This window comes from Acinetobacter sp. RIT698 (genome assembly GCF_009668065.1).
In the GTDB taxonomy this organism is placed as follows: Bacteria; Pseudomonadota; Gammaproteobacteria; order Pseudomonadales; family Moraxellaceae; genus Acinetobacter; species Acinetobacter guillouiae.
Map to the genome: position 1 here is coordinate 23,484 of NZ_WJYH01000035.1, position 24,885 is coordinate 48,368.

The following is a 24,885-nucleotide window of genomic DNA, read 5'->3' on the forward strand; positions in this document are numbered from 1 at the left end:
AATGGCAAAAACCATTTTAATCACAGGCGCAAGTTCTGGAATTGGTGCAGGAATGGCACGAGAATTTGCGCAAAAAGGTTATAACTTAGCCGTCTGTGCGCGTCGTTTAGAGCGTTTAGAAAGCTTAAAACAAGAGTTGGAGTCTAAATATGGTATCAAAGTAATTGCCAAAACTTTAGATGTGACCAACTATGAGCAAGTTTTTCAAGTCTTTCGAGCTTTTAAGCAGGACTTTGGTAAGCTCGATCGTATTATTGTCAATGCAGGTGTTGGTGATGGTCGTCGTATTGGCAATGGTAAATTTGAGATTAACCGTGCAACTGTAGAAACCAATTTCATTTCTGCATTGGCACAGTGTGAAGCCGCTGTTGAAATATTCCGTGAGCAAAAGTTTGGTCATCTGGTTGTGATTTCTTCTATGAGTGCACTTCGTGGTATGCCTAAACACTTGACCGCATATGGCGCAAGTAAAGCTGGTGTAGCTGCTTTAGCGGAAGGGATACGTGCTGAGTTAATTGACACGAAAATTAAAGTTTCTACGATTTTCCCTGGTTATATTCGTACTGAAATTAATGAAGGGGCAAAAAAACTACCGTTTGAGGTCGATGTTGAAACAGGTTCTCATTTATTGGTTAAAGCAATTGAAAAACAGCCTGTTAAAGCTTATGTACCACAATGGCCTTGGTTACCGATAGGACTAGCCATGAAAATATTGCCATTAAAAATTGTAAATAAACTTGGTTAAGCTTTAAAAAGACCCAACAAGGGTCTTTTTTATTGCATTGCATAGATAAAGCTTTAGAATCTAACTGGATAAAAAAAATGAGAATTTTAACATGTTTATCGTATTGGGTTTTTTCCTGACCAGCTTTTTAGTTTTTCTTGCGCGTATCTTGTATCTCTTCTTTTTTGAAAAGCACTGTGAAATTCAACAATGCCTTATGCAAATCGATGATATTCAAAAGTTAATGTATCTTGGTATCATTTTAATCGGGACCTATAATGCCTATTTGATGACCAAAAGTAGAAAGTATGCGGTTTTAATTTTTGAGTTTATTGGTACATTTATATTTGCTTTTGCCTTAAATTTTGTTGATTTAGCCCAATAGCAACTTGGCCATACAATTAAGTAAAATCGACATTGAACTTTATGATTTTAATACTGCGACAAGCTATATCTGACTCTGACTGATTTTGAGATAGCTTTGTTGGATTGGTACTCGAATATGCTTTTAAAAATCTCTACCATTGTTCTCGTTCCCGCATTAATTCTTCAAGGTTATCGCGTCAAGAAAAATACACTTCGATTAGCTGAACCTCAAGGATTGCGAAAAGGTGTTATAGGACAAGGAAAAGCACTATCTATTTTAATTTTGGGTGACTCTGCTGCCGCAGGTGTGGGGGTTGAAGATCAACGTGAAGCCTTATTGGGGTGTTTACTCGATGAATTAGCCTCTAATTTTGAAGTCACTTATCAATTAGAAGCGAAAACGGGGGATAGCACCTTAGAAATTTTGCAAAGAACCAAACAATTAGACAATCAGCAGTTTGATGTTGTGATTACATCGGTTGGAGTAAACGATGTCACAAAACTTATTTCACCACAAAAATGGATTCAGCAACAAAGGGGGCTTTATACAGAAATTGAAGCTAAGTTTTTGCCAAAGATGATTTTAGTTACGGGTGTCCCCCCAATGAATCTGTTTCCAGCATTACCAAATCCACTGGGATGGTTGTTTGGACAGTATTCGAGTGCAATGAATCAGAAGTTAGCCCAATTCATCGAAAATAAAATCAATTATCAATTGATTCGTTTTGATTTAGCCCATTTTAAAACTTTAAATTTACAAATGGCACGTGATGGTTTTCACCCGAGTCAGGAAATTTATCAAATTTGGGCAAAACAAATTTCACAGTGTATTTTTAAAAAATTTAGCTAATACAACGTTCAAATATCTATTTTTGACTATAACAAAAGACTAAAAGTACGATTCAAAAAAGTATCAACGCCATTCATAAAATATTACTTTGTTGATTTCATTAGAAAAAACTAATTAACTAAAATCACTATCTTGTAACTTTACACTGAATATTTTCTTTTTCTTTGTAATAGTTTAAAGCAATATCTAAGTCTGAAAGTAATTTAGCTTCAGTATAGTTCTCTGGATTTAATTTAAGTAAATTTGGCATATAATTCGATTTGTATTCTTTAGGATAATCTTGACATACGATTCTGGTCTTATCATCCAATGTTGTATTTGGATCATCAAGTTGATCAAGATATTTACTAATCATTTCATCTGATTGTTCAAATTGTGCAGTGAGGGTTGGTCGATCTGTTTGCGCAGTTACATGCTGCTCAGGCTCTTTATTGCAAGCAGACAGGGCAATGATCAAGAATAATGCTGTAAAAAGTTTAATGTTCATAACGAATTGATTTTTAATGTTAAGAAAAAGTTTTTGGTTGTATAAAGTCAGTTAATATTTAGATAAATCTTAAAGAACCTTAACTATCAAATATATTACCGAGATATGCAATGATTTTTATTACCATATCTTGAAATTGTTACAAATTCAAGATGTTTAATGATTTTATTTGAACTTTCCGATTAAAAACAGCACATCGCCACGTTTTGTATTTTTTATATGGGGTGGAATTGACGCAACGACTTTTATTAGCGCTAAGAATATTGATTAAAGCTCTGTTCTATATGAAATTTCTAGTAACTTTTTAAAATCAGTAATCACAGCAGCAATAAAGAATTGACCCTTCATAAAGAGATTTGATGCAAAATAGTTTTGTCGGAATGTTGTTAAAATTTATTTAAAAATAATAGCTTAGTGGTCAAGTTGAAAAAATCAGCTAATGTGTTGTGTTAAATAAATTTTTTGTAAGGTTTATTTCTGATCTCAACCTGAGTATCTTATCCCCAAAATATTAAGAGGGTATTTCATGAAAAAATTATTCATTATTGCTTTAACAACCTTAGCATCAAGTTTCTCCTTTGCAGAGAACTTACAGTGTGAAAAAAGCTATGAAATTTTTAATAAGCAAGGGGACAAGGAAATAGAAATACTAAAAAATGGTTCACTTGATGATGTGATCAGTTATTATGACCAGATTGAATATGATCGAAAACTTAAACCTAAGCATCAAGGACAGACTTTTTCTTCAGGCGAATGGATCAGCGATGCTGAGTACAGAAAAGACATTAAATTACAGCAAGATTTAGCCAAAGATGGATCTTATAAAAATATAGATTCTACATTTTTAAAACCAAAATTAAATTATATTTCAAGTGTAGGCGAAGTTTGTGTTGTGCCTATGCAATCACAAGATGAACTATTCAAAAAACGTATGCAGACTGAAGCTGACATAATTTTTATACGCGATATTCAAACTAATGAATGGAGAAGATTTATCTATTTTGGAATTGAAGATAAAAAAGACTTTAATGAGTTTTTCCCTGATTTTCCTAAAAATGTAAAGCTTGCTCAAATGTTAATAGATAACAAAAATTTTGCAGAGAGCACTTCAGAATTTGGTTTGTTAATGCTTGAAGAGATGGGTGTTGAGATCACAGCTGAGATGAAGGAAATGATGAGAAATCAAACAGAGCCTTTTAGAGTTAAGTTAAGCGCGAATGGCTACTGATTTTTATTGTGTAAGTTGTATTTAAACCACCTGCGGGTGGTTTTATTGAATAAGCACAACAATCGATTAAGTTGGTTAATTAAAAGAAAATGGATAAATTTACGATTTAAAATCTTTAATATAAAATTAGAAACAACTACCCATGCTTAGCAAGTAAAAATGTTAAGATAACAGTATAATTCTTAGATTATTTCTTATTTATAAATGACTGATATAGAGATAGAAACCCACCCACTTAAACCATTTCTTCCTTCAAATGCTAAGCTGTTGATGCTTGGTAGCTTTCCACCGCCTCAAAGCAGATGGAAGATGGATTTTTATTATCCGAATTATCAAAATGATATGTGGCGGATTTTTGGGCTTATTTTCTTTGAAAATAAAGACCACTTTTTAGATTTACCCAATAAAAATTTTAAAGAACAACGCATTCGCGAATTCTTAATCGAAAAAGGTATCGCAATTTTTGATACGGCGTATCAAGTTATTCGCTTAAAAGGGAATGCCTCAGATAAATTCCTACAGATTAAAACCCCCACAGACCTATCACAGCTTTTAGCGCAAATTCCTGAATGTAACAGCATCATGACCACTGGAGATAAGGCAACAGATACCCTGATGTTATCTATGCCTGAAGAAACTGAAAAGCCACAGATAGGGCAATCCTCACAAGCTATATTTGCTGAACGAGAGATATGTTTATATCGGATGCCTTCTTCATCAAGAGCGTATCCATTAGCACTGGATAAGAAGGCAGAGGCATATAAGAACTTATTTAAAGAAATAGGCTTACTTTAAGTAAGCTTAAAACTCATAATTTGGCATCATGGTTGGGTATTGAACCCATTTAAAACCAGTTACGTTAAAATCTCGAACATGGGTAAAACTAGACCAAATCAATTGGCTCCCTTTAGTCCATGAGAGTGGTTTGATACGCTGTTCAATCATTGCTAATTCTTCAGCAGTGGCGATACGTAGTTCACTAATTTCGATATTTAAACGAACACCAGGGAAATCTGAAAATTTACCTAAAATCATCGATTTCAACCAGAAAAAACGCTTAATATTCACTGCTTGTAAACATGCTTTGCTATTGTTAGGAATGTTTTCTTTAAATGATTCACTATAAGTATCAAAGAAAAATCCAGTTTGATTATTTTTTAAGAATACGGTTCCTATAGGCGTTATATTGGGTTGCCCTAATTGATCGACAGTTGCAATCGAACAATGCATAGAGGCACGTTGAGCAGTTGAAATGGTTTTTATTATTTGTTGCCAATTTTGGGAATCAATCATGTTTTTTCTCCTTAAAGCGTCAACATGTTGAATAAAATTAGCAAAATAAACCATATCTGTAATTGACAGTTTTTGTTCTAGCTTAGGCATTTATCCCATTGTACTTGATTAAATCGATATACACATACAGTCAATAAATGCTTTAAGCCTTTCCATTTTCTATGCAAATCGTTTTGCCAGAGCAACACAGATCACAACTGCAAAACAAACAACAATCATCGCAAAACTTACATGCTCACCCAATAGAACCGCTGAAAGCATTAAACCAATAAACGGTTGTACCAATTGAATTTGTCCAACTTTGGCAATTCCGCCCAACGCTAAACCTTTGTACCAAAAAATAAAGCCAATCAACATACTAAACAGCGACACATAGATTAAACCAATTGTTTCAGGCCAATGAATATTTGCAAAGCTTGCAGGTAGGTAATATAGACTTGAGATAAGCATCAAGGGTAATGCAACCACTAAAGCCCAACAAATCACTTGCCATCCACCCAGTTCTCTTGAAAGCTTTCCACCTTCAGCATAACCCAGTCCACAGACAACAATTGATGCAAGCATATAGAAATCACCCACACTAAAACTTAAATTACGGTTTTCATAAAACATAAATCCAACCACAATGGCACTACCAATTAAGGCAAATAACCAAAATTGTGTAGCAGGCTTTTCACCCCCGCGTAAAACTGCAAAAATTGCAGTCGATAAAGGCAAGAGACCAACAAAGACAATAGCATGTGCAGAGGATACTGTTTGTAAAGCTAAGGCTGTAAATAATGGAAAACCAATCACCACACCTAAAGCCACAATAACCAATGATTTAAATTGGGCAAAAGTGGGTTTTGATTGCTGTAAAATAAACAGGCAGATTAAAGCAATACTTCCTGCAATCGCTGCCCGAGCTGTGGTTAAAAATTCTGGACTAAACCCCATGACGGCAATACGGGTTGCGGGCAAAGAGCCAGCAAAAATCGCGACACCAATAAAACCATTTAGCCAGCCAATATTTGTTTTATCCATCATCAATTACTCAGTCAATTTATGATGATTTAAGCGCTATTTACTGGAAATATATATGTACACTACAGTACAATTTTAAATAACTGTTATGCTATTTTTACCAGTACAATTCTACTCAATCTAACGAGTTTTCTCAGATTTCTTATCTTTAAAATATGTGGTTTTAAATGGCAAAAACTAAAATTGAACAAACAGTGCTGATGATTAAAAATCAAATTTCGAATAAAAGTTTGATTGCAGGTTCACGCTTACCTTCAGTCCGTCAGTTTGCTACACAAACAAACTGTTCTGTTTCAACGATCGTTGAAGCCTATGCCAGATTAGTTGCGGAAGGTGTTTTAGAATCTCGTCTTGGTTCTGGTTACTATGTATTAGGTAAAGCTGAACCGATGCAAATGATTGATACTGAAATACAGTATCAACGTGAAATAGATCCTTTATGGATTTCAAGGCAGTCATTAGAGGCGAAGACGGATGTGCTAAAACCGGGTTGTGGCTGGTTACCCACTACTTGGATGCCTGAACAATCAATCCGTAAAGCGTTAAAACAAGCTGCTAAGTCTGAAATCATCATGCTCACCGATTATGCAACACCGCATGGACATTTGGAGTTGCGTAAATTTATTGCCAGAAAAAAAGAACTGTATGATTTAAAATTCAAACTGAATCAAATTCTTATTACTGACTCAGCAACCCAGTCCATTGATTTAATTTTCAGACACCTGCTTAGCGCAGGTGATGTGATCTTGATTGATGATCCTTGCTATTTTAATTTCCGCGCTTTGATTAAGGCCCATCATTTAAAAGCCGTTCCAATTCCGTTTACAGAAACGGGACCAGATGTAGAGAAATTTGAACAAGCACTGAATTTAAAGCCAAAAATCTATTTAACCAATTCAGGGATTCATAACCCAACAGGAGCCACGATTTCGCTACAAACGGTTTATCAAATTTCCAAGCTGGTTGAGAAAACTGATTTATTGATTATTGAAGATGAAATTTTTGCTGATTTTGAATATACACCCGCACCACGTTATGCTTCATTAGCCGGTTTTAAACATGTCATTCAGATTGGCAGTTTTACCAAAACCCTTTCAGCAGCAATTCGTTGCGGTTATATCATTGCGGAGTCTGAGCTGATTGATCAATTAATAGATTTAAGAATTGCGACCAACTTTAGCAATAGTCATTTAAATGCAGAAATTATTTATCAGGCTTTAATGGACAGCAGTTATCCTAAACATTTAGATTGGTTAAAGAAACATTTGCTTAAAGTCAGCAATGAAATGATGCAAAAGTTGGGGCAACTCGGTATAAAACCGTGGATTGTGCCAACAGCAGGGATTTTTTTATGGTGCAAATTGCCAGATGGTATACATGCGGCGGAATTATCAAAATTATGTCTCAAACAGGGCGTAATTCTTGCACCGGGTAATTCTTTTAGCCAAGCTGAAAATGCAGGACAGTTCATGCGCTTTAATGTTGCACAATGCGTGGATAAAAAGGTCTTTGATATCTTAGCAATGTCAATTCAGCAGTTAAAAATAAATAACTTACAAAGTTAGCGAAAATCCTTTTCCTTATTGCTTTAAAATATGGGTAAATAGTAAGCAAATTTATATTGATTTCAGTGGAATAATTATAATGAGTGTTCAGGATATACCAAGTCCAATTGATTTAAAAAATCCGCAAGATGCTTTGCAATGGGCTAATGAAGCCAATGAAAAACGCCCATGGCGTTATGAGTTTTTTGACTATTATGTGAATTTAATTCAAAAAGCAGCCAAAGAGAAACACTATCAAACTGATCAAAACGCGCAGTTCAATATTTTAGAAATAGGTTCAGGTCCTGGTTTTCTTGCCAAACATTTACTTACCCAGTGTGCTGATATTGAATATACAGCGCTAGATTTCTCTGATGCAATGCATGAGCTTTCTAAAAGTAAGCTACTTTCTTCTGAGTTAGGCAGAGTGCAATATCTGATTGCTGATTTTAAAAATGAAGATTGGCGCGATCAGCTTGGACAATATGATGCCATCATTATTCATCAAGCTTTACATGAGTTACGCCATAAAAACTATGCAAATCAATTTCATCAACAAGTAAAGACATTATTAAAACGTGATGCTCTGTATTTGGTCTGTGACCATATTTTTGCATCAGACGCGATGAGCAATAATGACTTGTATATGTCGAAACATGAACATTTTCAAAGCTTAAAATATGCAGGCTTTACTGACATAGAACTGGTTAAAGAGATCAAAGGACTCTGTCTGTTTGAGTGTTATTTATAGTCTTAAGATTGTAATGCATTTAGTATGCATGTTGTCATTACATTAAACTTACATCATCCATTCAAGTGGCAAATATGACACACTATACATGACAAATCGTTGGAATCGCGTAGTTTCAGGATCAACTTTATATTCAATCACTTTGCCATCAGCACGATGATCTAACCAGATCAGTTCACCTTGCGGATTAAGTTTTAACTCATAAGCAACCCTAAATAGGGTTTGATCCAATAGATTTGAAATTTGTTCCTGTAAAGGATCTGATTGAACAACCAGTCCAACTTCGGTATTGATATTGAATGATCTTGGATCTAGGTTAAATGAACCAATAAAGACCTTGTCATCAATATTGATAAATTTTGCATGCAAACTGGATTTATTTTTGCCTTTTTTCGGAATGATATTTCCTGTAAGGACCTCATACCAAGTACGGCGATTGCGTTCTATATAAGGTTTAAATTCATAAAGTTTTGCGCCTCCTTTAAGCAGGTCAACTCGATACTTTTGATAAAACGCATGGACAAGCGCAACATCATTTGCCATAAAGGAGTTGGTTAAAATTCTGACTTTGACATTTTGTTTAGGGAATTGGTTTATGAAATCCGTCCCATTTTTTGTAGGGACAAAATAAGCGGCAATCAAATCCATTTCTTGTTTGGGATCACCCAAATGTTGGTGAATTTGGTGTGAAATTAATTCATTACTGTGTGCTTGTCCTAAACTTTTCTTTGGAGAATCTGCCAGAAAATCGGCATAAGCCCAATTGATTTTATTTTGATTAAGCTCATTGGCGAGTTCTTTCTGCTCAAGATTTACCTTTTCATCTGTCGTATGTTCAGCTTGTTCAAGTCGTTCAAAGCTTTTTCGCAAAGTTAATAAATCTTGCTCAGAACCTTTATGAATAAATTGATCAATCGGATAGCTTAATTGAAAATTCCAAAAGTCGGTAAAAACTTCATTTGCACGATTGACCGCTTTACCAAAAAATAAAATATCCATATCGGTAAATTGGAAAGATTCACTGGCATCAAAATATTCACTGCTGATATTTCGTCCGCCTGTCACAGCAATTGCACCATCAGCAATAATTAATTTATTGTGCATTCGATGGTTGATTCTGTTCATTCTAAAAATATAATCCATTACACGAAAGTGTCGGAATTTATAAGGATTGTATAATTTGATCGAAATGTTTGGATGTCTTAGCAATGCACTTAATTGTCGATCTATTTTTGTTCCATTTTGATCATCGATTAATAAGCGTACTTTTACACCGCGGTCAGCAGCTTTAAGCAATTCGTGTAGCATTAAATTGCCAATAAAATCATCTGCCCAAATATAGTATTGTAAATCAAGTGTATATTTGGCTTTTCGAATCAGATGGATACGTGACGCTATACTTTGGAAAGCATCATTCATGGCTAAATATGCAGTGAGCCCTTGAGTAAGCATCTGTTTTGCTTCAGGCTCATTGATCCATTGCTCTGCATATACTTTAACTTGTTGTTCTTGTACTGGTTGATTCATAGGTAAACTGCATCCAGTGATTGAAAAAGCCAAAATAACGAAGGCAAGTGAAGTCTTTGAATGATTCATTCTTTCAATGAGTACTTTAAATTTTACTAAATCATATCATCAAGTTAATGGTTGAATCTGTAAAGAGAAAAAGGTTACTGTAGTCCAACTGTTAAAACACAAACCTATTAGGATATTTAGCTATGAAATCACGTGCTGCTGTTGCATTTGGTCCAGGAAAACCTTTAGAAATTGTGGAAATTGATGTTGCTCCCCCACAAAAAGGCGAAGTCCTTGTTAAAATTACCCATACAGGGGTTTGTCATACAGATGCATTTACTTTATCAGGTGATGATCCAGAAGGCGTATTTCCAGCAGTTTTAGGTCATGAAGGGGCTGGTATTGTTGTCGAAGTTGGTGAAGGGGTAACTTCAGTAAAACCTGGGGATCATGTGATTCCTTTATATACGGCAGAATGTGGCGAATGCTTATTCTGTAAATCAGGTAAAACCAACCTGTGTACAGCCGTTCGTGCTACACAAGGTAAAGGGGTTATGCCTGATGGAACGACACGTTTTTCTTATAATGGTGAACCTATTTACCACTATATGGGGTGTTCAACTTTTAGTGAATATACCGTTGTTGCTGAAGTGTCATTGGCTAAAATTAACCCAGAAGCAAATCCTGAACATGTCTGTTTACTGGGGTGTGGTGTAACGACAGGTATTGGCGCAGTCCATAACACGGCAAAAGTACAAGAAGGTGATTCAGTTGCTGTATTTGGTCTAGGTGGTATTGGTTTGGCTGTTGTACAAGGTGCGCGCCAAGCGAAAGCAGGTCGGATCATTGTTGTTGATACCAATCCTGAAAAATTTAAGTTGGCCGAAGAGTTTGGTGCGACTGATTTCGTTAATCCCAAAGACTATGACAAACCTGTTCAAGAAGTGATTGTTGAAATGACAGGTTGGGGTGTAGACCATTCATTTGAATGTATCGGCAATGTCAATGTGATGCGTTCAGCACTTGAATGTGCTCATCGTGGGTGGGGACAATCGGTCATCATTGGTGTAGCAGGTGCTGGTCAAGAAATTTCTACCCGTCCGTTCCAGCTTGTGACTGGTCGTACATGGAAAGGAACCGCATTTGGTGGGGTAAAAGGCCGTACACAATTGCCGGGTATGGTTGAAGATGCGATGAAAGGTGATATCCAACTTGCACCTTTTGTTACCCATACAATGGGCTTAGATAAAATTAATGAAGCATTTGATTTAATGCATGAAGGTAAATCAATCCGTACAGTGATTAACTTTTAAGCTTAAATACTGAGCACCACTAAGAGCCAGTGATACATCATCTATCACTGGTTTTTATTTGCATGATAAATGTATGAGTTTTATATATTAATTTTCTAAGCTTATCTTTTTTTGTTATGTTATGCCTTTAAAGCAAAAAATCAAAATAGGTCGTCTTATGAAAAATGTTGCAATTTTAGGTCTTGGTATCATGGCTTTAACCGTATCAGCATGTTCTTCGCTTCAAACCAATGCAACAACGCAAGATCAAACAGCACAAAACACTCAAACGACATGTATTGCAGAACGCGCGACTCAGTTGATTGGACAAAATGATATGTCTGAAGCGAAAATTAAGCAGCTTACACAGGCATCAATCGTACGTAAAGTTGCGCCAAATCAAGGGGTAACTATGGATTATCGTATTGAACGTGTGACGATAACTGTAGATCCTGCGACCAAAAAAATTACCCAAGCGACTTGTGGTTAATGACACAAATTTAAGTCTTATATGATTGAATAAATATTGATTTGTTCAATCATGATTTTAAAGTTTAATTTAACAAACTCGCTTCATCTATTCGACACAGAACAATCATTATAAAAAACTAAAATAACAATGTTTTGCTACTGATTGACAGATAATACTTGCTTAAAGCAGTTTTTTTGTTATGTTTTAAGCTGTACTTTTGGATGTGTAGCGTTAGAGCACAAGACTTTAATTCATTAGCTATTATTAAACCCTTATGAAAAGACTATTTTTAATCCTATTTGCGATTTTGATATCAAACTCAATATTTGCTCAGAGTGAAAACTATAAAATTGCCATGGACAATTTTATAAACAACTATAATGCTGATCAGTATGAAAAAATTTATGATGAATTTTCTGCTGAAATGAAAAAGACATTGCCACTTGAAAAGACAAAGCAATTTTTCTCAGGATTAAAATCTCAGGCAGGAAAAATTGAAAGTAAAGAATTTCTCAGCAATCAACAAGGAACTTATCAAAGTTATAAAACCAAGTTTGAGAAAATGGTGTTAACGGTCAATATTTCGCTTGATCAAGAAAATCATATCAAGGGACTTATTATGAAGCCTAATGAAGTCCAAAAAGAGATAAACAGTAGTAATACTGTGAATGCGCTTAACGCTTATCCAAAAAAAATCTCAGACATTATTTTTTCGAATAGCCAAAATTTTCCAAATAATACGCAACTTTCTATTGCAGTCGTTCAAAATCAAAAAGTGAAATATTATGGGGTTATAAAAACTGAAGGTATGATCAAACCGATCGAAAACCAGAATAAGGTTTTTGAAATTGGTTCTATTACGAAAGTTTTTACATCGACCGTTTTAGCTTCGCTTGTTGATGAAGGAAAAATTAAATTAACGGATGAAATCAATCCATTTTATCCATCTTTAAAATTTAAAAATAACACTCAACTGAATTTTAAAGACTTGGCTAATCATACCTCCGGTTTACCACGCTTACCTGAGAATCTAGATTTATCGAATCAAAGCAATCCCTACAAAGATTATGGTAAAAGTCAGATTGAACAATACCTTAAAGATGATTTGAAAATTGAAAATGAGCCTGAAAAAAAATATGTTTATTCTAATTTAGGGGCGGGGTTATTAGGCTATACGCTTGGCGTATCACAAGGAAAAAGCTTTCAAACATTATTACAAAAGAGAATTTTTGATAAATACACAATGAAAAACTCATTTGTAAACTCGCAAAATCTAGATAATAAGTTAGTAAAGGGACAAAATCCTGATGGAAAAATCGTATCAAATTGGGATTTTGACGTTTTGTTTGGTGCTGGCGGGCTATTATCAACCACAGAGGATTTAGCAAAATTTGCAATCGCACAATTCGATCCTAAAAATACCGAATTGACTTTAACGCGTACACCGACCTTTGAAATGAACAAAGATATGAAAATCGGTTTAGCTTGGCATTTGTTGAAATCACAAAAAGGAAAAGATTTGGTTTGGCACAATGGCGGAACTGGTGGCTATTCATCTTCAATGGCTATAAATGTTGAGGATAAGACTGCTGTTATTGTGCTATCTAACCTCTCAGCTTTTCATCCAAAAACGAAAAACATTGATAAATTATGTTTTCAGCTTATAGATGAGAAGCAAAAATAATATTTGGATTTTGCATATGGGGAAGCTTAACACTGCAAATATTTTTAGTAGATTGGAAGTTTGCTTTTAGCTTGTGATAGCTGGATTGAAATAAAAAATACAAGTTTTGTCCCTCAATTGAAATTCATATTCTTGTCGTTATATGTCACTTTAGAGAGATACTAAAATGAAATACAGGGAAATTGAACCAAATGGATTTTTGAGTAATTTTGTGAAGTGTTTTTGGTATTACGAAACTATGGGAATAGATGTTCAGCATACCATTTTGCCAGATGGTTACTTTGACTTAATTATCGAGTTCGTAGATGGAAATTTAACAAAAGTAAAACTGACTGGAATATGGACAAGACCAAAAGACATACAAATTTCTAAAAACACCAAGTTCTTTGCGATCAGATTCAAGCTGTTAGCCCTTGAGTATATATTTAGAACACCGATAAAATCTATTTTAGATATGACGATAAATTTACCTGAGTTTTTTTGGAGAATTGACGAGTATCATTCAGACGAGTTTGATAAATTTGTTTCTGAAATAACGAACAATTTAGACGCTTCAATAAAATTCTTAAAGCCCATTGATCGCAGAAAATTAAAACTATTTGAAATCGTGTATCAAAAAAAATCTACATCGGTGTCTGAAATTTCCAATAGCATTTTTTGGAGTAGCAGGCAAATAAATAGATATTTTCAATCCAATTTCGGTATTACATTCAAGGAATTTTTAAGTATTGTACGTTGCAATGCGACTTACCCAGAAATTTCAAATGGTAATCTAAATCCAAATTCTGACTATTTTGATCAAGCGCATTTTATCAAAGAAATTAAAAAATATACTGGGGTAACGCCCAAAGCGTTAAGTAAAAACAAAAACGACCGATTTTTACAATTATCAAAAATGGATGAAAGGCAATAATTCTATAACTTACATTTAAAGATGAATTAAAAATGAAAATTTGCAAAATTTCTCCAAACTTTGAAGTGACTGATATTAAAAAAACAACGGCTTTTTACACAGAAAACCTAGGCTTTAATCTGATCATGGCGGTTCCGGAATTACAAGATGGAATCGATCAAACTTTTCTAGAAAATAAAGAATATGTTTATGCTCTGGTACAGAGGGATAACATGGAATTTATGTTTCAACGTTCTGATACCTTTAAAAATGATGTTGTTTTTTCAAAAGGGCTAGCTATTGGAGCAACAGTATCTTTTTATATGGAAATAGAGGGTATTAATGAATTTTATTTAGCACTAAAGCATAAAAATCTTCAGCTCACTGAACTAAAAACAACATGGTATGGTATGCAAGAATTCTATTTAAAAGATCTGAATGGCTATATTCTTGGCTTTGCTGAAAAAGTTGGATAAATGCCTTACAACATCAATTTAACATCTTGACCAATGAAATCCGCCATATGGGCAATAAACCATTGGCGGAAAGTTTTTCAAAATGATCAGAATGAAATAATACTTTTAACTCAGTAAATATTCTTCATTTATTCCAGCTTGCTTAACAAAACAATCATCATGAGAGACCAGAATGACAGCACCTTTAAATTGCTCAATGGCTTGCGCAAGTAATTCTCGTGACTCGATGTCTAAGTGATTTTCAGGTTCATCCAATAACAATAAATCAATATTTTGATGATGCTGACTTATTCCAAGTAATGCAACTTTAAGTTTTTCGCCACCACTGAGTTGCCCCAATTTTAAGAGTGCTTTTTCACGGCGGATGCGCAGTTGACCTAATAAATTTCGCCATTCAACCTCCAGCATATCTGGATTAAATTTCGCTAAATTCTCGATTACACAAAGATCATCATTGAGTAAACTAAAATTTTGATCCAAATATAAACTTTGTCCAGTAAAGAAAATTTCAGCACTTTGTGATTGATCAATTATTTTTAATAAGGTGGATTTACCCACGCCATTTGCACCTTTAAGCTGGATTTTTTCACTGGCTTGGAGTGACAACTTTATTTTCTGTGTGGTGGCATAAGGCAATTGTAAATCGTGAATTCTTAATATTTCACCTTGTTTAGATGATTGAAATTGAAAGTCAAATCGTTGTGGTTTAATTTTTTCTAATGCTGTTTGTTTCTCCTGTAAATTGCTTTGTGTTTCATCTGCTTGACGAATTTGCTGTGCACGTAATTTCCCAAAACTTTGCCCAGCTTGCTCTTTTTTAAAATCCAGTAGAATCTTGGCTTGAGAGTTCGAGTCACGCAATTGAGCACCTTTACGTTGACGTTTTTGTGCTTTCATTAAACTATCTTGCTGTTGTTGCTTTAACTGTTTAAATTCACGTTTTTCTTGTTGAATAGACTGAGTTAAGGCATGGATTTGTTGTTGGTGCTGTTGAACATAATCAGTATAATTTCCCGAAACATATTGTAAACCTTGCGCGGTTAAAGCATAAATATGCTGCACTTGATTCAGCAATTGAAGATCATGACTAATAATACAAACTCCCGCCTTATGTGCCTGAATCGATTCAATTAACCATTTTCTTGCCATGGCATCTAAATGATTACTTGGCTCATCTAAAAGTAGATAATGATCTTGTTTTAAAAATAAGCGACACAAAGCCAGCTTGGTTTTTTGACCTTCACTTAGGTATTGTATGGGAAAATTTAAATCAAGCGGCAGTTGCGCATTGCTTAAAATTTGTTGCCATTTTTGAGGTAAATCCCAACAGTTTTCCACCAAATCATAATCTTCAAAACTGGCACTACTGTTTTCAATACGCTCAAAAGCATTGTGTAGATGAGAAATGTCTAAAGCTTCAGCTATGGTTTTGGCATTTAATCGTTGTAATTGTGATAAATAATCATGTTGGATATGCCATGCAATTTGCCCTGAATAGGCTAAATCTGAATGCTGTTGTAGCTGTAATAGCTTAAAAAGTAACGATTTTCCCAAACCATTACGGCCAATCACAGCAGAAGTTTGCCCTGAAAAAAGTACAAAATTTAGTTGCGTAAATATTGTTTGAGTGGGGAATGCCAAACTCAAATTTGAAATAATACATGCTTGTTGCATTCAATGATCCTCATATAGAGGATGCACAAAATAGTATGTAATAAAAGCTTTAAATAACAGTAGATTATTTAATTTATCGTAAAGACGGTATCAGAACCAAAAGATAAGTTTAGCCTTGAGTAGAATCTATTTTGCACATCAAAAATTAAATAAATAATGATGAGAAAATGACTTACTTCATTGGCGTTACTCTTTTAAGAAAGGGGGGATAAGAATGCTTATTGTATAAAAATAAATCTGTATGTCAATGTTAAGTTTTTAAAATGCTCATTAAAAAAGAATCATCTCAAAAACTTAACTCCCTTATGAAAAGGGAGTTAAGTGGCAGTTGATTGATTCAATCAACGCTTATCAATTTATTTAAGCAGTTGCTTTAATGACTTCTGCAACAGATGTTGCTACATAATCAATATTTTTTAAATTTAAGCCCGCTGCACACATACGGCCACTACGTAGCAAATAAATGGCATATTGATCTTTCAATATATCCACTTGTTCAGCCGTTAAACCTGTATAGCTAAACATGCCTTGTTGTTCTGTAAGGTAATCAAAATTACGACCAGGTAAAGCAACGGTTAATTTTGCCTTTAATAGTTCGCGCATTTGGATGATACGCTCACGCATTTCTTTAAGTTCTGCATGCCATTTTTCAGTTAATGTTGCATCATTCAATACATTATCAACCACTAAGGCACCCGTTGTAGGTGGGCTTGAGTAGATACGGCGTACAGTTGCTTTAAGCTGACCTAAAACTTTTTGTGCAGTTGCTTGGTCATCACAAATAAAGCTTAAACCACCAACACGCTCACCATATAGTGAGAAAATTTTAGAGAATGAATTGCTAACAATGAAATTCAATCCTGACTTGTCTAAAGCACGAATTGCATAAGCATCTTCTTCTAAGCCTTGACCAAAACCTTGGTAAGCAATATCGAGGAATGGAATTAAATCACGTGCTTTCAATACTTCAATTACACGATCCCATTCAGCAGGTGTTAAATCTGCGCCTGTTGGGTTATGGCAACAAGGGTGAAGAAGAACAATGCCTTTTGCAGGGATTTGCTGTAAATCCTCTAACATGCCTTCAATATTGACACCATTGGTTGCTGCATCAAAATAGCGGTAGAAATGTGAATTGATTCCTGCACCATTAAAAATTGCAATATGGTTTTCCCAGGTCGGTTGGCTCACCCAAACATCAGATTCAGGAAAGTATTTTTTTAGAAAATCTGCACCAACTTTAAGTGCACCAGAACCGCCTAGGGTTTGAATGGTCACTGCTCGGCCATCTTTACGTGCTTGGCTATCTGCACCTAAAACCAATTTCTGGGTTGCTTCGTTATAAGACTTTGAACCATCCATCGGTAAATAAAGCTTTACCTTGTCATTGCTTGGTTCAATATTTTTCAAAGCCGCTTTTACAGCGTCTAACTGAGGAACAATTGTGTCCTCATTATAATAAAGACCAATACTTAAATTTACTTTGTGTGTCCGTTCATCCTTACCAAAGGCTTCCATTAGAGAAAGAATTGGATCACCTGCATAAGGATCTACATGTTGAAACATGGTCTAAAGTCCTAAATCAATCGAAAAAAATCAAGTCTGATAATATAGGTAATTCAAACCCCGACTCAACAGTAGATTGAGGTTTATTTTTTATTATTTATTCAACTTTAGATTAAGGCCACCGCTCATTTGTCTATATTTATAGCCAAATGTGTATTCACTACAAAATAGAGGATAAATAAGATAAAACTTAAACAGTGTATCAAGTGCGGTATTGGAAGAGAGATAGTTAAGATATTGATTGTTTTTAAGTCGCAGTATTGTTAATGAATGATAAAGCTATTGTTCTGCATTTCTCTTCTTGTCATCATAGCGCAAGCGCAATATTTAAATTCTGGATGGTTTTTAATGTTACTGAATTATCAATACGATCAAGCTCAAGATAGCAATGGGACTCAAAAAACCACACTGGTATTGATTCACGGGTTATTTGGAAGTTTAAGTAATTTGGGCATTATTGCACGTGAATTTCAAGGTAAATTCAACTTATTGCAAATTGATGTTCGAAATCATGGCCATTCTGCACATTCAGATGAAATGAATTATCAATTGATGGCTCAGGATGTTTTGCAAACACTTGATCATTTAAATATTGAAAAGTTTATTGCGATTGGACATTCTATGGGTGGAAAAATTGCAATGAAACTTGCAGATTTAGCGCAAGATCGTATGCAAAAAATGATTGTCTTGGATATGACACCTTTTGCATATCAAGAAAATCACCATGATCAAATTTTTAAAGCCTTATTTGCGGTTGAAAATGCACAAATTGAATCTCGTAAAGAAGCAACAGAGATTATGCGTCAGTATTTAAAAGAAGAAATGGTGATTCAATTTTTATTAAAATCATTCAGTAAGGGAAAATGGCTGTTTAATGTCCAAGCTTTATTTAATCATTATGCCGATATTTTAAGTTGGGAAAATCAGCAGGTGAATCCTATTCCAGCATTGTTTATTAAAGGTGGAAACTCACCCTATATCTCAAAAGTTGAACATTTTTGTGCAATCGAAACCCAGTTTAGTCATAGCAAAGTTAAAGTCATTGAACAAGTCGGGCATTGGTTGCATGCTGAAAAACCGGCTGTAGTCAATCAAATGATCTCTGGGTTTATAGAATGAGGTTTTAGGCTCTGAATAAATTAAAACAGCATATTTAAAGGTAATATGCTGTTTATAAATGATTATTTTATAAACACTACCAGTTCTTTAGTCCAGTAGGGTCAAGAAAGTGTCTTGGTTTTGAATTTTCCATTGAGTACAAGATATGAAATTAGACCTAAAACCAAACCCCAAAATGCACCCCCAACACCAAACAAAGTGATGTTGGCTGTCGTTGCGAGAAAGGTAATAAGTGAGGCTTCTCGGCAATCGATATCACTCATCGCATTTGCAAGACTTCCAGCAATTGTACCTAATAATGCAAGTCCTGCTAAAGTACTTATAAAAGCGACTGGAAACGCTGCAAAGACAGCTGCTAACGTTACACCAAAAATTCCAACAAGAATATAAAACACACCTGCGGCAATCCCTGAAATCCAGCGTTTTGAAGGATCTTCGTGGGATTCCTTTCCAGTGCAAATTGCAGCAGTGATTGCAGCAAGATTAAACGCATGTGAACCAAATGGAGCCATGAGGAACGAACCTAAGCCTGTCACGATAAGAATCGGTTTAGCATTGGTGTGAAAACCATCATTTTTAAGAACCAGTAAACCTGGCATATATTGTCCTGTTAAGGTAATTAAAAATAAAGGTAAGGCAACACTCAGTATCGAGTTTATAGAAAAAGTTGGTGTGGTAAAAATAGGCGAGGCTAATTTTAGTTCAAATCCAGAGAAATCAATCCGTGATTGTAAAAGTAAGAAAATAAAGCCAAAAATCAAGACACTAATAATGGAAAATCTTGCAGAAAAACGCTTGGTGATTAGGTAAATCAAAAATAATGAAATCGCCAAAAAAGGATCAATTGTCATATTGGTAAAGGCTGCAATCCCAAATTGCAATAAAATACCTGCCAAGAGACCAGATGCAATACCCGCTGGAATTAGACGAATCAATTTTTCAAAATAGCCCGTAATTCCCAAGATCACAAATCCCAGTGCAGAAAGTAAATATGCTCCAATTGCTTCGGAATATGGCACAGTTACAAGTGTCGTAATTAAAAATGCAGCGGCAGGCGTAGACCATGCAGTGATAATGGGTTCTCGGGTATACCAACTTAATAATATTCCTGTGATACCAACCCCAATAGAAATAGACCACACCCATGAGGCAGTGAGTTCAGGGCTAAGACCAGCCATCTGTGCAGCTTGGAAGATTAAAATAAAGGTACCACCATAATTAACGATGACCGAAATTAAACCGGCCATAATGGGGGGAAGAAAATCATTAGAATGATGTTGAAAAGACATAAACTCTACCCCTAAGATTTAAAAAAAGAAGTAGTAGAGTGTATTTTTGATTGTGGTATTTCCATAAGATACACTTTTAATATTTTTTAAGGTACCAGTTTGCTAATATGACTTTATCTTCTGCCCCTTTTACTTAACTCTGGTAAAGGTGAAGGCGTTAAGAATGATTTTTATTGTGTTTTATCTACTATGATTTGATTTTAAGAAGTAATTTTTGCTGGAACAAAGTTGTTATTAAATTGAGTAAGCCTACTTTATGCTTGATGATTTGATTGTTAGTATGCAACATAAGAAAGTTACCTTTGTTTGATTAAGATTCGACACCTTTATCAAAATGGGTAGCTTTCTCTTTTTCAAGATCAATGTTTGATCAGATCTGAACTAATACATTTAATGTGCATGTGAATGAAGCCCTGCAGGTACAACATATCCAAATGGTCTTGTTTTACAGTCTTTATCATTCGGGTCACAAATACGGACATTTTGCATCATGCCTTGATCTTCATGATCTAAGATATGACAGTGTAAGACAAAGTCTCCTGTGAATTTTTCATACTTGGTTCTGACCACAATCTCATAACCCGTTGGAACAAAAAGAGTATCCTTCCACACACCATTTAAACCATTAAATAAAGGATTAGTATTTTTCTCTAAAGTTATATCTCCACCTATACGATTGTTTGAACCATCAACCTTATATACGGATTGAATTTGAAAAGGATTCACATGAATATGGAAAGGATGTCCCGCAAGAGTAGATGTTAAGGTCCATTCATCAATTCCATTTAAAGTTAAATAGCGGTTTAAATTATCGCCATAAGGAAGTGCTAAATCAGCGTTAAACTTTTCATTACTTATACCAAAGACTTTACTAATATTAAAATTAAGCTGTTGTTGACCTATTTTGATGTTGCTATTACTACTTTCAATATTTTGTAAAGAATCTAATGGGGTAAAAGCCGTGATTAAATTATTATCTAAATCAGATTTAATTTGTTTTTGTGTAATAGCATCAAGCTGTTGACCATTACTTAGGGTTATATCTTCAACTTTTGACTTTAAAAACTCTTTTAATGTAATTGTAGGGCTAGAACTTACTTTAACATTTACAATAGCAAGAACTTTATCTGGATCTGGTGTATCAGTTGATGATTTTGCCTCAATATTTGTATTGACCTTAAATGAATCTGGAAATTTATCATTATCCACTACACAGTATTGACCCGCATCTTTAAAATTAAATATCGCATCATATCGATAGCCAGGTTGTAATAAGATAGTATTGGTTTGCTGAATAGCATTCGTGGTTAAACCATCTTGTGCCACGATTGAATAATTGATTGCATTGTTGAGTTTTGCAGCTTTTTGACATTCGGCAATAAAATTAGGCTTGTCTTGCGTGTTGATTGGTTTTTCCAACTTATAAACTCGTAGACCAATGGTATCTCGCACACCACCATGAATCATACGCCAACGATAAAATTCATTTTGATTTAAATCTATTTGACCGAGCACATTACCATTAATAGAGGTATAGCGTCCTGACTTTTTCCAACCACTTGGGCTAAGCAATTTATACTTATCAGTATCACTTATTTTAATTTCAACATCACCATCTAGGTGTCCAATTTCATTAGTTTCACAGTTTACTTTATACAGCTTTTGGTTATCACCACAAATGTACTGTATTTGTTGAAAAACCATGATCAGATCATTATTGCTGTCGGCTGAAATTTTATGCTGAATATTATTTAAAGAAATTTTTGATGGTTTTTTGGCTTTCCAAAGGACATCAAAATCACCCTTTTGCTCAAAAGATTTCCCATCAAATTTTGGTAATCGATTACCTTCAATAATTAGAGCACCAGCCATACCGCTAGTCACTTGTAATGCTGTAGAACCATGTAAATGTGCGTGATACCAATAAGTTCCAGCAGGATGATCTTTAGGAATATCAAATTGATAATCTTGTTTTTCTTTTGGATTAATTTTAATAAAAACATTATCAGCTGCAATACCTTTATCTTTGCCATCCTTACTTGGCATAACAGTATATTCAGGGTTGACTTGCAATCCATGAGTATGCAGGTTAGTGGTATTAATACAACCAATCGTATTATGTTCATCACGACAATTCGGCGTCTTTTCGATCTCACCATTATTTTTTTTATACTCATATAAAGGTAAATTATTCATTAAATTTACTTTTAATGACTTCCCTTGTTTAATTTGAATAGTTGGAGCAACAAATTGATTAGCTAAGGGGTTGTGTGGATCGATATATTGGCGGAGTTCGACCGAATCAATTCGGTTTGTCACTGGATTATAAATTTCGCCGAGCTTCTTATCGACTTCTAAATCAATAGAAACAAAATTTGAATCTACATTGCTGTTATTAAAAAGAGGAGGGTTTTGAATACCTGCATAGAGTGGTGTTGATGCTAATAGTGTTAAAATAGTAATATAGTTTTTCATGTTTGGTTTTTATGTGATTAATATTTATACATATTGTACTTATTTTTTTGTTTCGTAAAGACTTAAATAATAATTTTTCCATTTTTCAAAATATTTACTGAAGCCATAGATTTTATTCTGTGTCTTAATTGGCAATTCTTATTTTCTATTCAAACTGTATAAATTTTTGTTGTATTAATGAGTGTTAATTGACGAAATAGCTTGTAAATAGCCTTCTGTAAATTAATGATTTCGTTGCATATTAAATTTTATTTTGTTATTTTGAATAAAATTCAATCAAAAGTTAAAACTTTAAAAGACTTCATTTTATAACAAGGTAGAAGATTATGGCTAAAAATTATATCAGAAGAAGTGTTTGGGAAAATTGTGGGGTATTGCTAGATGATGAGGCCTTTATTTCTAATCCGGAAAAAGGAAATAAAGACCTTTATTGGTATGCGAAAGCTGTTGCAGAAATGCGTAAATTACCTTTAGAAGACCATAATAGCTGGGGATTCTTTGGTGCAATGCATGGAATAACCATGGATGATGTGGATGATACGGGAAAAGAGCAGTTAAATTGGCACAAGCTTATAGATTTCCCAGAATTCCAAAAAATTAATGTGCAAGCACTTATTAAAATTCATGATGTAGAAACGGGTGATGGGTTATGGAACCAATGCCAACACGCAACATGGTTCTTTTTACCCTGGCATAGAGGATATTTACTCGCTATTGAAACAATTTTACGTAAGCATATTATAAAGCTCGGTGGTCCAGATGATTGGGCTTTACCTTATTGGGACTATAATGACAAAGATTATTCGAATCTTAATTCAATAAGCATTCCTCCAGCTTTCACTCAAAAGACCTTTAATGGAGAATCAAATCCTCTTTATTTACAACAACGGTATCCCAATCCAGCCGATCTAACGGATCAAACATTTATTAACTTAAACCAATTACAAGAAGCAAAACCTGATTTTGATTTAAATAAAGAAACCATAAATTCATTGTATACATTAAATTTTACTTCAAAAATAGATAATGATATTGTCAAGGAATTAGGTTTTGGTGGTGGGGAAACTAATTTTTCACATGATGGTCATAGGTCTGGTACGGGTTCAGTTGAACAGTACCCTCATAACATCATGCATGTATTAGTTGGTGGGGTTGGCACATTCGGTTTGATGAATGATCCTAATTTTGCAGCACTAGATCCGCTTTTTTATGTGCATCATGCCAATATTGATCGCCTCTGGAGTGTTTGGAATAACTACGATCATATAGATCCAACAAACAATACCAATCCAACAGACGATACTTGGTTATCTCCTGAGCTTAGATCACCATTTATTGTCCCAAATCCAGATGAAACTAATTGGGATTTTGTCCCTAAAGATGTAACTAATGAAGAAGGGTTGAATTATCAATATACTTCATCTTATATCTATACAGTAGCATTTGGCACAAAACTCAGCCCAGTCAGTACTTCGAATAAAGTACTTCTTAGAATGAAAAAATTTGGTTTAGATAAATTTAATCAGGAGAAAACGGATATTGAACTCATAGGATCAACAACAAATAAAATCCAAATTACAGGCTTAACACCTGTATCGATCTCAATAGATAAAAAAAATCCACAATTGAAAAATGGATTTAAGTCAGTAGTTCAAGTAATAGAGCAAAATCTTAAAAAATTAATTACTCCAAGTAAATTTTATTTACTAGTAGAAGGCATTAAGGGAAATCAAGAAGGGGTATTTTTATCAATAAAAACACCAAATCAGCAGACTTTAAAATCTGTTGCATTGTTTGGTTTAATCAATGCATCTAAACAAAATGGAGAAGATTCTGGTTTAGGGATCAATTTATCTATCGATATTACAGAATATGTTGACGAGCTTTATCTTAATAATCAGATTCAAGAGTTAGATGATTTACAACTTTATGTTGAACCTATTGGTTTAAGTCAAAAATCAACACTCAGTATTGAAAAAATCACTGTTCATCAAGATAACTGATGAGTTTAAATAGCCATGAAGATTAAAAACTACTTTTCTTTATTTAAAAGAAAATCTTTTATGATTGTAATGAAAATTGCTTTATTGGTCTGGTTGTGGCTAATTTTTCAGAATTTACTGTCAATGGAGCAATCTATTGCTGTAGAGTTTGTACATGGTGAG

Annotated in this window: 22 protein-coding genes; 14 read left to right on the forward strand and 8 right to left on the reverse strand. The window is 34.3% G+C overall.

What is annotated here, in order from left to right:
- Window position 1: 1 nt before the first annotated feature.
- From GJV03_RS15040 to GJV03_RS15050, 3 genes are all read left to right on the forward strand, one after another.
- Entirely contained in the window at window positions 2-745 is a 744-nt protein-coding gene (locus GJV03_RS15040; RefSeq protein ID WP_004720558.1) for an SDR family oxidoreductase, read from the forward strand.
- 91 nt (window positions 746-836) lie between these two features.
- Window positions 837-1,109, forward strand: coding sequence for a hypothetical protein (locus GJV03_RS15045; protein WP_004720555.1), 273 nt, complete (start codon window positions 837-839; stop codon window positions 1,107-1,109).
- Between the two features lie 117 nt (window positions 1,110-1,226).
- A complete protein-coding gene (locus tag GJV03_RS15050) occupies window positions 1,227-1,940 on the forward strand; it encodes an SGNH/GDSL hydrolase family protein (RefSeq protein WP_004720553.1) in 714 nt (237 codons plus the stop codon).
- A 127-nt stretch (window positions 1,941-2,067) separates the two neighbouring features.
- Here GJV03_RS15050 and GJV03_RS15055 read toward each other — a convergent pair whose 3' ends face one another.
- On the reverse strand, window positions 2,068-2,427 hold the full coding sequence (locus GJV03_RS15055; protein WP_154130449.1) for a hypothetical protein: 360 nt from the start codon (window positions 2,425-2,427) through the stop codon (window positions 2,068-2,070).
- Between the two features lie 526 nt (window positions 2,428-2,953).
- Here GJV03_RS15055 and GJV03_RS15060 point away from each other — a divergent pair.
- Together GJV03_RS15060 and GJV03_RS15065 are read left to right on the forward strand one after the other, a co-directional pair.
- Window positions 2,954-3,655, forward strand: a complete 702-nt coding sequence (locus GJV03_RS15060) for a hypothetical protein (RefSeq protein WP_154130450.1) — start codon at window positions 2,954-2,956, stop codon at window positions 3,653-3,655.
- A gap of 204 nt (window positions 3,656-3,859) precedes the next feature.
- Window positions 3,860-4,450, forward strand: coding sequence for a uracil-DNA glycosylase family protein (locus tag GJV03_RS15065; RefSeq protein ID WP_105712656.1), 591 nt, complete (start codon window positions 3,860-3,862; stop codon window positions 4,448-4,450).
- A gap of 6 nt (window positions 4,451-4,456) precedes the next feature.
- On the opposite strand, the gene GJV03_RS15070 is transcribed toward GJV03_RS15065, so the two are convergent.
- The gene (locus tag GJV03_RS15070) at window positions 4,457-4,948 is read right to left on the reverse strand and encodes a pyridoxamine 5'-phosphate oxidase (protein ID WP_105712655.1); all 492 of its coding nucleotides are present in this window, start codon (window positions 4,946-4,948) and stop codon (window positions 4,457-4,459) included.
- Window positions 4,949-5,107: 159 nt separating this feature from the next.
- The gene (locus GJV03_RS15075) at window positions 5,108-5,971 is read right to left on the reverse strand and encodes a DMT family transporter (protein ID WP_171501864.1); all 864 of its coding nucleotides are present in this window, start codon (window positions 5,969-5,971) and stop codon (window positions 5,108-5,110) included.
- Between the two features lie 167 nt (window positions 5,972-6,138).
- On the opposite strand from GJV03_RS15075, the gene GJV03_RS15080 reads away from it, so the two are divergent.
- Entirely contained in the window at window positions 6,139-7,536 is a 1,398-nt protein-coding gene (locus GJV03_RS15080; protein ID WP_056511098.1) for a PLP-dependent aminotransferase family protein, read from the forward strand.
- 79 nt (window positions 7,537-7,615) lie between these two features.
- On the forward strand, window positions 7,616-8,266 hold the full coding sequence (locus GJV03_RS15085; RefSeq protein WP_105712654.1) for a class I SAM-dependent methyltransferase: 651 nt from the start codon (window positions 7,616-7,618) through the stop codon (window positions 8,264-8,266).
- A gap of 48 nt (window positions 8,267-8,314) precedes the next feature.
- On the opposite strand, the gene GJV03_RS15090 is transcribed toward GJV03_RS15085, so the two are convergent.
- A complete protein-coding gene (locus GJV03_RS15090; RefSeq protein WP_154130452.1) occupies window positions 8,315-9,793 on the reverse strand; it encodes a phospholipase D family protein in 1,479 nt (492 codons plus the stop codon).
- A 191-nt stretch (window positions 9,794-9,984) separates the two neighbouring features.
- On the opposite strand from GJV03_RS15090, the gene GJV03_RS15095 reads away from it, so the two are divergent.
- The 5 genes from GJV03_RS15095 to GJV03_RS15115 all read left to right on the forward strand — a co-directional run bounded on the left by GJV03_RS15095 (window position 9,985) and on the right by GJV03_RS15115 (window position 14,597).
- The gene (locus GJV03_RS15095; protein ID WP_004720535.1) at window positions 9,985-11,094 is read left to right on the forward strand and encodes an S-(hydroxymethyl)glutathione dehydrogenase/class III alcohol dehydrogenase; all 1,110 of its coding nucleotides are present in this window, start codon (window positions 9,985-9,987) and stop codon (window positions 11,092-11,094) included.
- A gap of 157 nt (window positions 11,095-11,251) precedes the next feature.
- On the forward strand, window positions 11,252-11,563 hold the full coding sequence (locus GJV03_RS15100; RefSeq protein WP_154130453.1) for an I78 family peptidase inhibitor: 312 nt from the start codon (window positions 11,252-11,254) through the stop codon (window positions 11,561-11,563).
- Window positions 11,564-11,819: 256 nt separating this feature from the next.
- Window positions 11,820-13,229 carry a serine hydrolase gene (locus tag GJV03_RS15105; RefSeq protein ID WP_154130454.1) on the forward strand — a complete coding sequence of 470 codons (1,410 nt, stop codon included), beginning with the start codon at window positions 11,820-11,822 and terminating at the stop codon, window positions 13,227-13,229.
- A gap of 166 nt (window positions 13,230-13,395) precedes the next feature.
- Window positions 13,396-14,142 (forward strand): AraC family transcriptional regulator, encoded by a 747-nt coding sequence (locus GJV03_RS15110; protein ID WP_056511109.1) that lies wholly within the window; start codon window positions 13,396-13,398, stop codon window positions 14,140-14,142.
- A 32-nt stretch (window positions 14,143-14,174) separates the two neighbouring features.
- Window positions 14,175-14,597, forward strand: coding sequence for a VOC family protein (locus GJV03_RS15115; protein WP_154130455.1), 423 nt, complete (start codon window positions 14,175-14,177; stop codon window positions 14,595-14,597).
- 105 nt (window positions 14,598-14,702) lie between these two features.
- On the opposite strand, the gene GJV03_RS15120 is transcribed toward GJV03_RS15115, so the two are convergent.
- Window positions 14,703-16,271 (reverse strand): ATP-binding cassette domain-containing protein, encoded by a 1,569-nt coding sequence (locus GJV03_RS15120; protein ID WP_154130456.1) that lies wholly within the window; start codon window positions 16,269-16,271, stop codon window positions 14,703-14,705.
- 360 nt (window positions 16,272-16,631) lie between these two features.
- Window positions 16,632-17,837: an amino acid aminotransferase gene (locus tag GJV03_RS15125; protein WP_154130457.1), complete on the reverse strand. Its 1,206-nt coding sequence runs from the start codon at window positions 17,835-17,837 to the stop codon at window positions 16,632-16,634.
- 348 nt (window positions 17,838-18,185) lie between these two features.
- Here GJV03_RS15125 and GJV03_RS15130 point away from each other — a divergent pair, with 348 nt between their 5' ends.
- A complete protein-coding gene (locus GJV03_RS15130) occupies window positions 18,186-18,956 on the forward strand; it encodes an alpha/beta fold hydrolase (protein WP_154130458.1) in 771 nt (256 codons plus the stop codon).
- A gap of 101 nt (window positions 18,957-19,057) precedes the next feature.
- Here GJV03_RS15130 and GJV03_RS15135 read toward each other — a convergent pair whose 3' ends face one another.
- Together GJV03_RS15135 and GJV03_RS15140 are read right to left on the reverse strand one after the other, a co-directional pair.
- Window positions 19,058-20,245 (reverse strand): benzoate/H(+) symporter BenE family transporter, encoded by a 1,188-nt coding sequence (locus tag GJV03_RS15135; protein ID WP_154130459.1) that lies wholly within the window; start codon window positions 20,243-20,245, stop codon window positions 19,058-19,060.
- 390 nt (window positions 20,246-20,635) lie between these two features.
- Window positions 20,636-22,720, reverse strand: a complete 2,085-nt coding sequence (locus GJV03_RS15140; RefSeq protein ID WP_154130460.1) for a multicopper oxidase domain-containing protein — start codon at window positions 22,718-22,720, stop codon at window positions 20,636-20,638.
- A gap of 326 nt (window positions 22,721-23,046) precedes the next feature.
- On the opposite strand from GJV03_RS15140, the gene GJV03_RS15145 reads away from it, so the two are divergent.
- Window positions 23,047-24,723 carry a tyrosinase family protein gene (locus GJV03_RS15145; protein ID WP_154130461.1) on the forward strand — a complete coding sequence of 559 codons (1,677 nt, stop codon included), beginning with the start codon at window positions 23,047-23,049 and terminating at the stop codon, window positions 24,721-24,723.
- The last annotated feature ends 162 nt before the right edge of the window (window positions 24,724-24,885 follow it).

Coding starts and splice junctions, on each gene's coding strand:
- GJV03_RS15040 (WP_004720558.1), top strand. CDS start 2: ATGGCAAAAACCATTTTAATCACAGGCGCAAGTTCTGGAATTGGTGCA.
- GJV03_RS15045 (WP_004720555.1), top strand. CDS start 837: ATGTTTATCGTATTGGGTTTTTTCCTGACCAGCTTTTTAGTTTTTCTT.
- GJV03_RS15050 (WP_004720553.1), top strand. CDS start 1,227: ATGCTTTTAAAAATCTCTACCATTGTTCTCGTTCCCGCATTAATTCTT.
- GJV03_RS15055 (WP_154130449.1), bottom strand. CDS start 2,427: ATGAACATTAAACTTTTTACAGCATTATTCTTGATCATTGCCCTGTCT.
- GJV03_RS15060 (WP_154130450.1), top strand. CDS start 2,954: ATGAAAAAATTATTCATTATTGCTTTAACAACCTTAGCATCAAGTTTC.
- GJV03_RS15065 (WP_105712656.1), top strand. CDS start 3,860: ATGACTGATATAGAGATAGAAACCCACCCACTTAAACCATTTCTTCCT.
- GJV03_RS15070 (WP_105712655.1), bottom strand. CDS start 4,948: ATGATTGATTCCCAAAATTGGCAACAAATAATAAAAACCATTTCAACT.
- GJV03_RS15075 (WP_171501864.1), bottom strand. CDS start 5,971: ATGGATAAAACAAATATTGGCTGGCTAAATGGTTTTATTGGTGTCGCG.
- GJV03_RS15080 (WP_056511098.1), top strand. CDS start 6,139: ATGGCAAAAACTAAAATTGAACAAACAGTGCTGATGATTAAAAATCAA.
- GJV03_RS15085 (WP_105712654.1), top strand. CDS start 7,616: ATGAGTGTTCAGGATATACCAAGTCCAATTGATTTAAAAAATCCGCAA.
- GJV03_RS15090 (WP_154130452.1), bottom strand. CDS start 9,793: ATGAATCAACCAGTACAAGAACAACAAGTTAAAGTATATGCAGAGCAA.
- GJV03_RS15095 (WP_004720535.1), top strand. CDS start 9,985: ATGAAATCACGTGCTGCTGTTGCATTTGGTCCAGGAAAACCTTTAGAA.
- GJV03_RS15100 (WP_154130453.1), top strand. CDS start 11,252: ATGAAAAATGTTGCAATTTTAGGTCTTGGTATCATGGCTTTAACCGTA.
- GJV03_RS15105 (WP_154130454.1), top strand. CDS start 11,820: ATGAAAAGACTATTTTTAATCCTATTTGCGATTTTGATATCAAACTCA.
- GJV03_RS15110 (WP_056511109.1), top strand. CDS start 13,396: ATGAAATACAGGGAAATTGAACCAAATGGATTTTTGAGTAATTTTGTG.
- GJV03_RS15115 (WP_154130455.1), top strand. CDS start 14,175: ATGAAAATTTGCAAAATTTCTCCAAACTTTGAAGTGACTGATATTAAA.
- GJV03_RS15120 (WP_154130456.1), bottom strand. CDS start 16,271: ATGCAACAAGCATGTATTATTTCAAATTTGAGTTTGGCATTCCCCACT.
- GJV03_RS15125 (WP_154130457.1), bottom strand. CDS start 17,837: ATGTTTCAACATGTAGATCCTTATGCAGGTGATCCAATTCTTTCTCTA.
- GJV03_RS15130 (WP_154130458.1), top strand. CDS start 18,186: ATGTTACTGAATTATCAATACGATCAAGCTCAAGATAGCAATGGGACT.
- GJV03_RS15135 (WP_154130459.1), bottom strand. CDS start 20,245: ATGTCTTTTCAACATCATTCTAATGATTTTCTTCCCCCCATTATGGCC.
- GJV03_RS15140 (WP_154130460.1), bottom strand. CDS start 22,720: ATGAAAAACTATATTACTATTTTAACACTATTAGCATCAACACCACTC.
- GJV03_RS15145 (WP_154130461.1), top strand. CDS start 23,047: ATGGCTAAAAATTATATCAGAAGAAGTGTTTGGGAAAATTGTGGGGTA.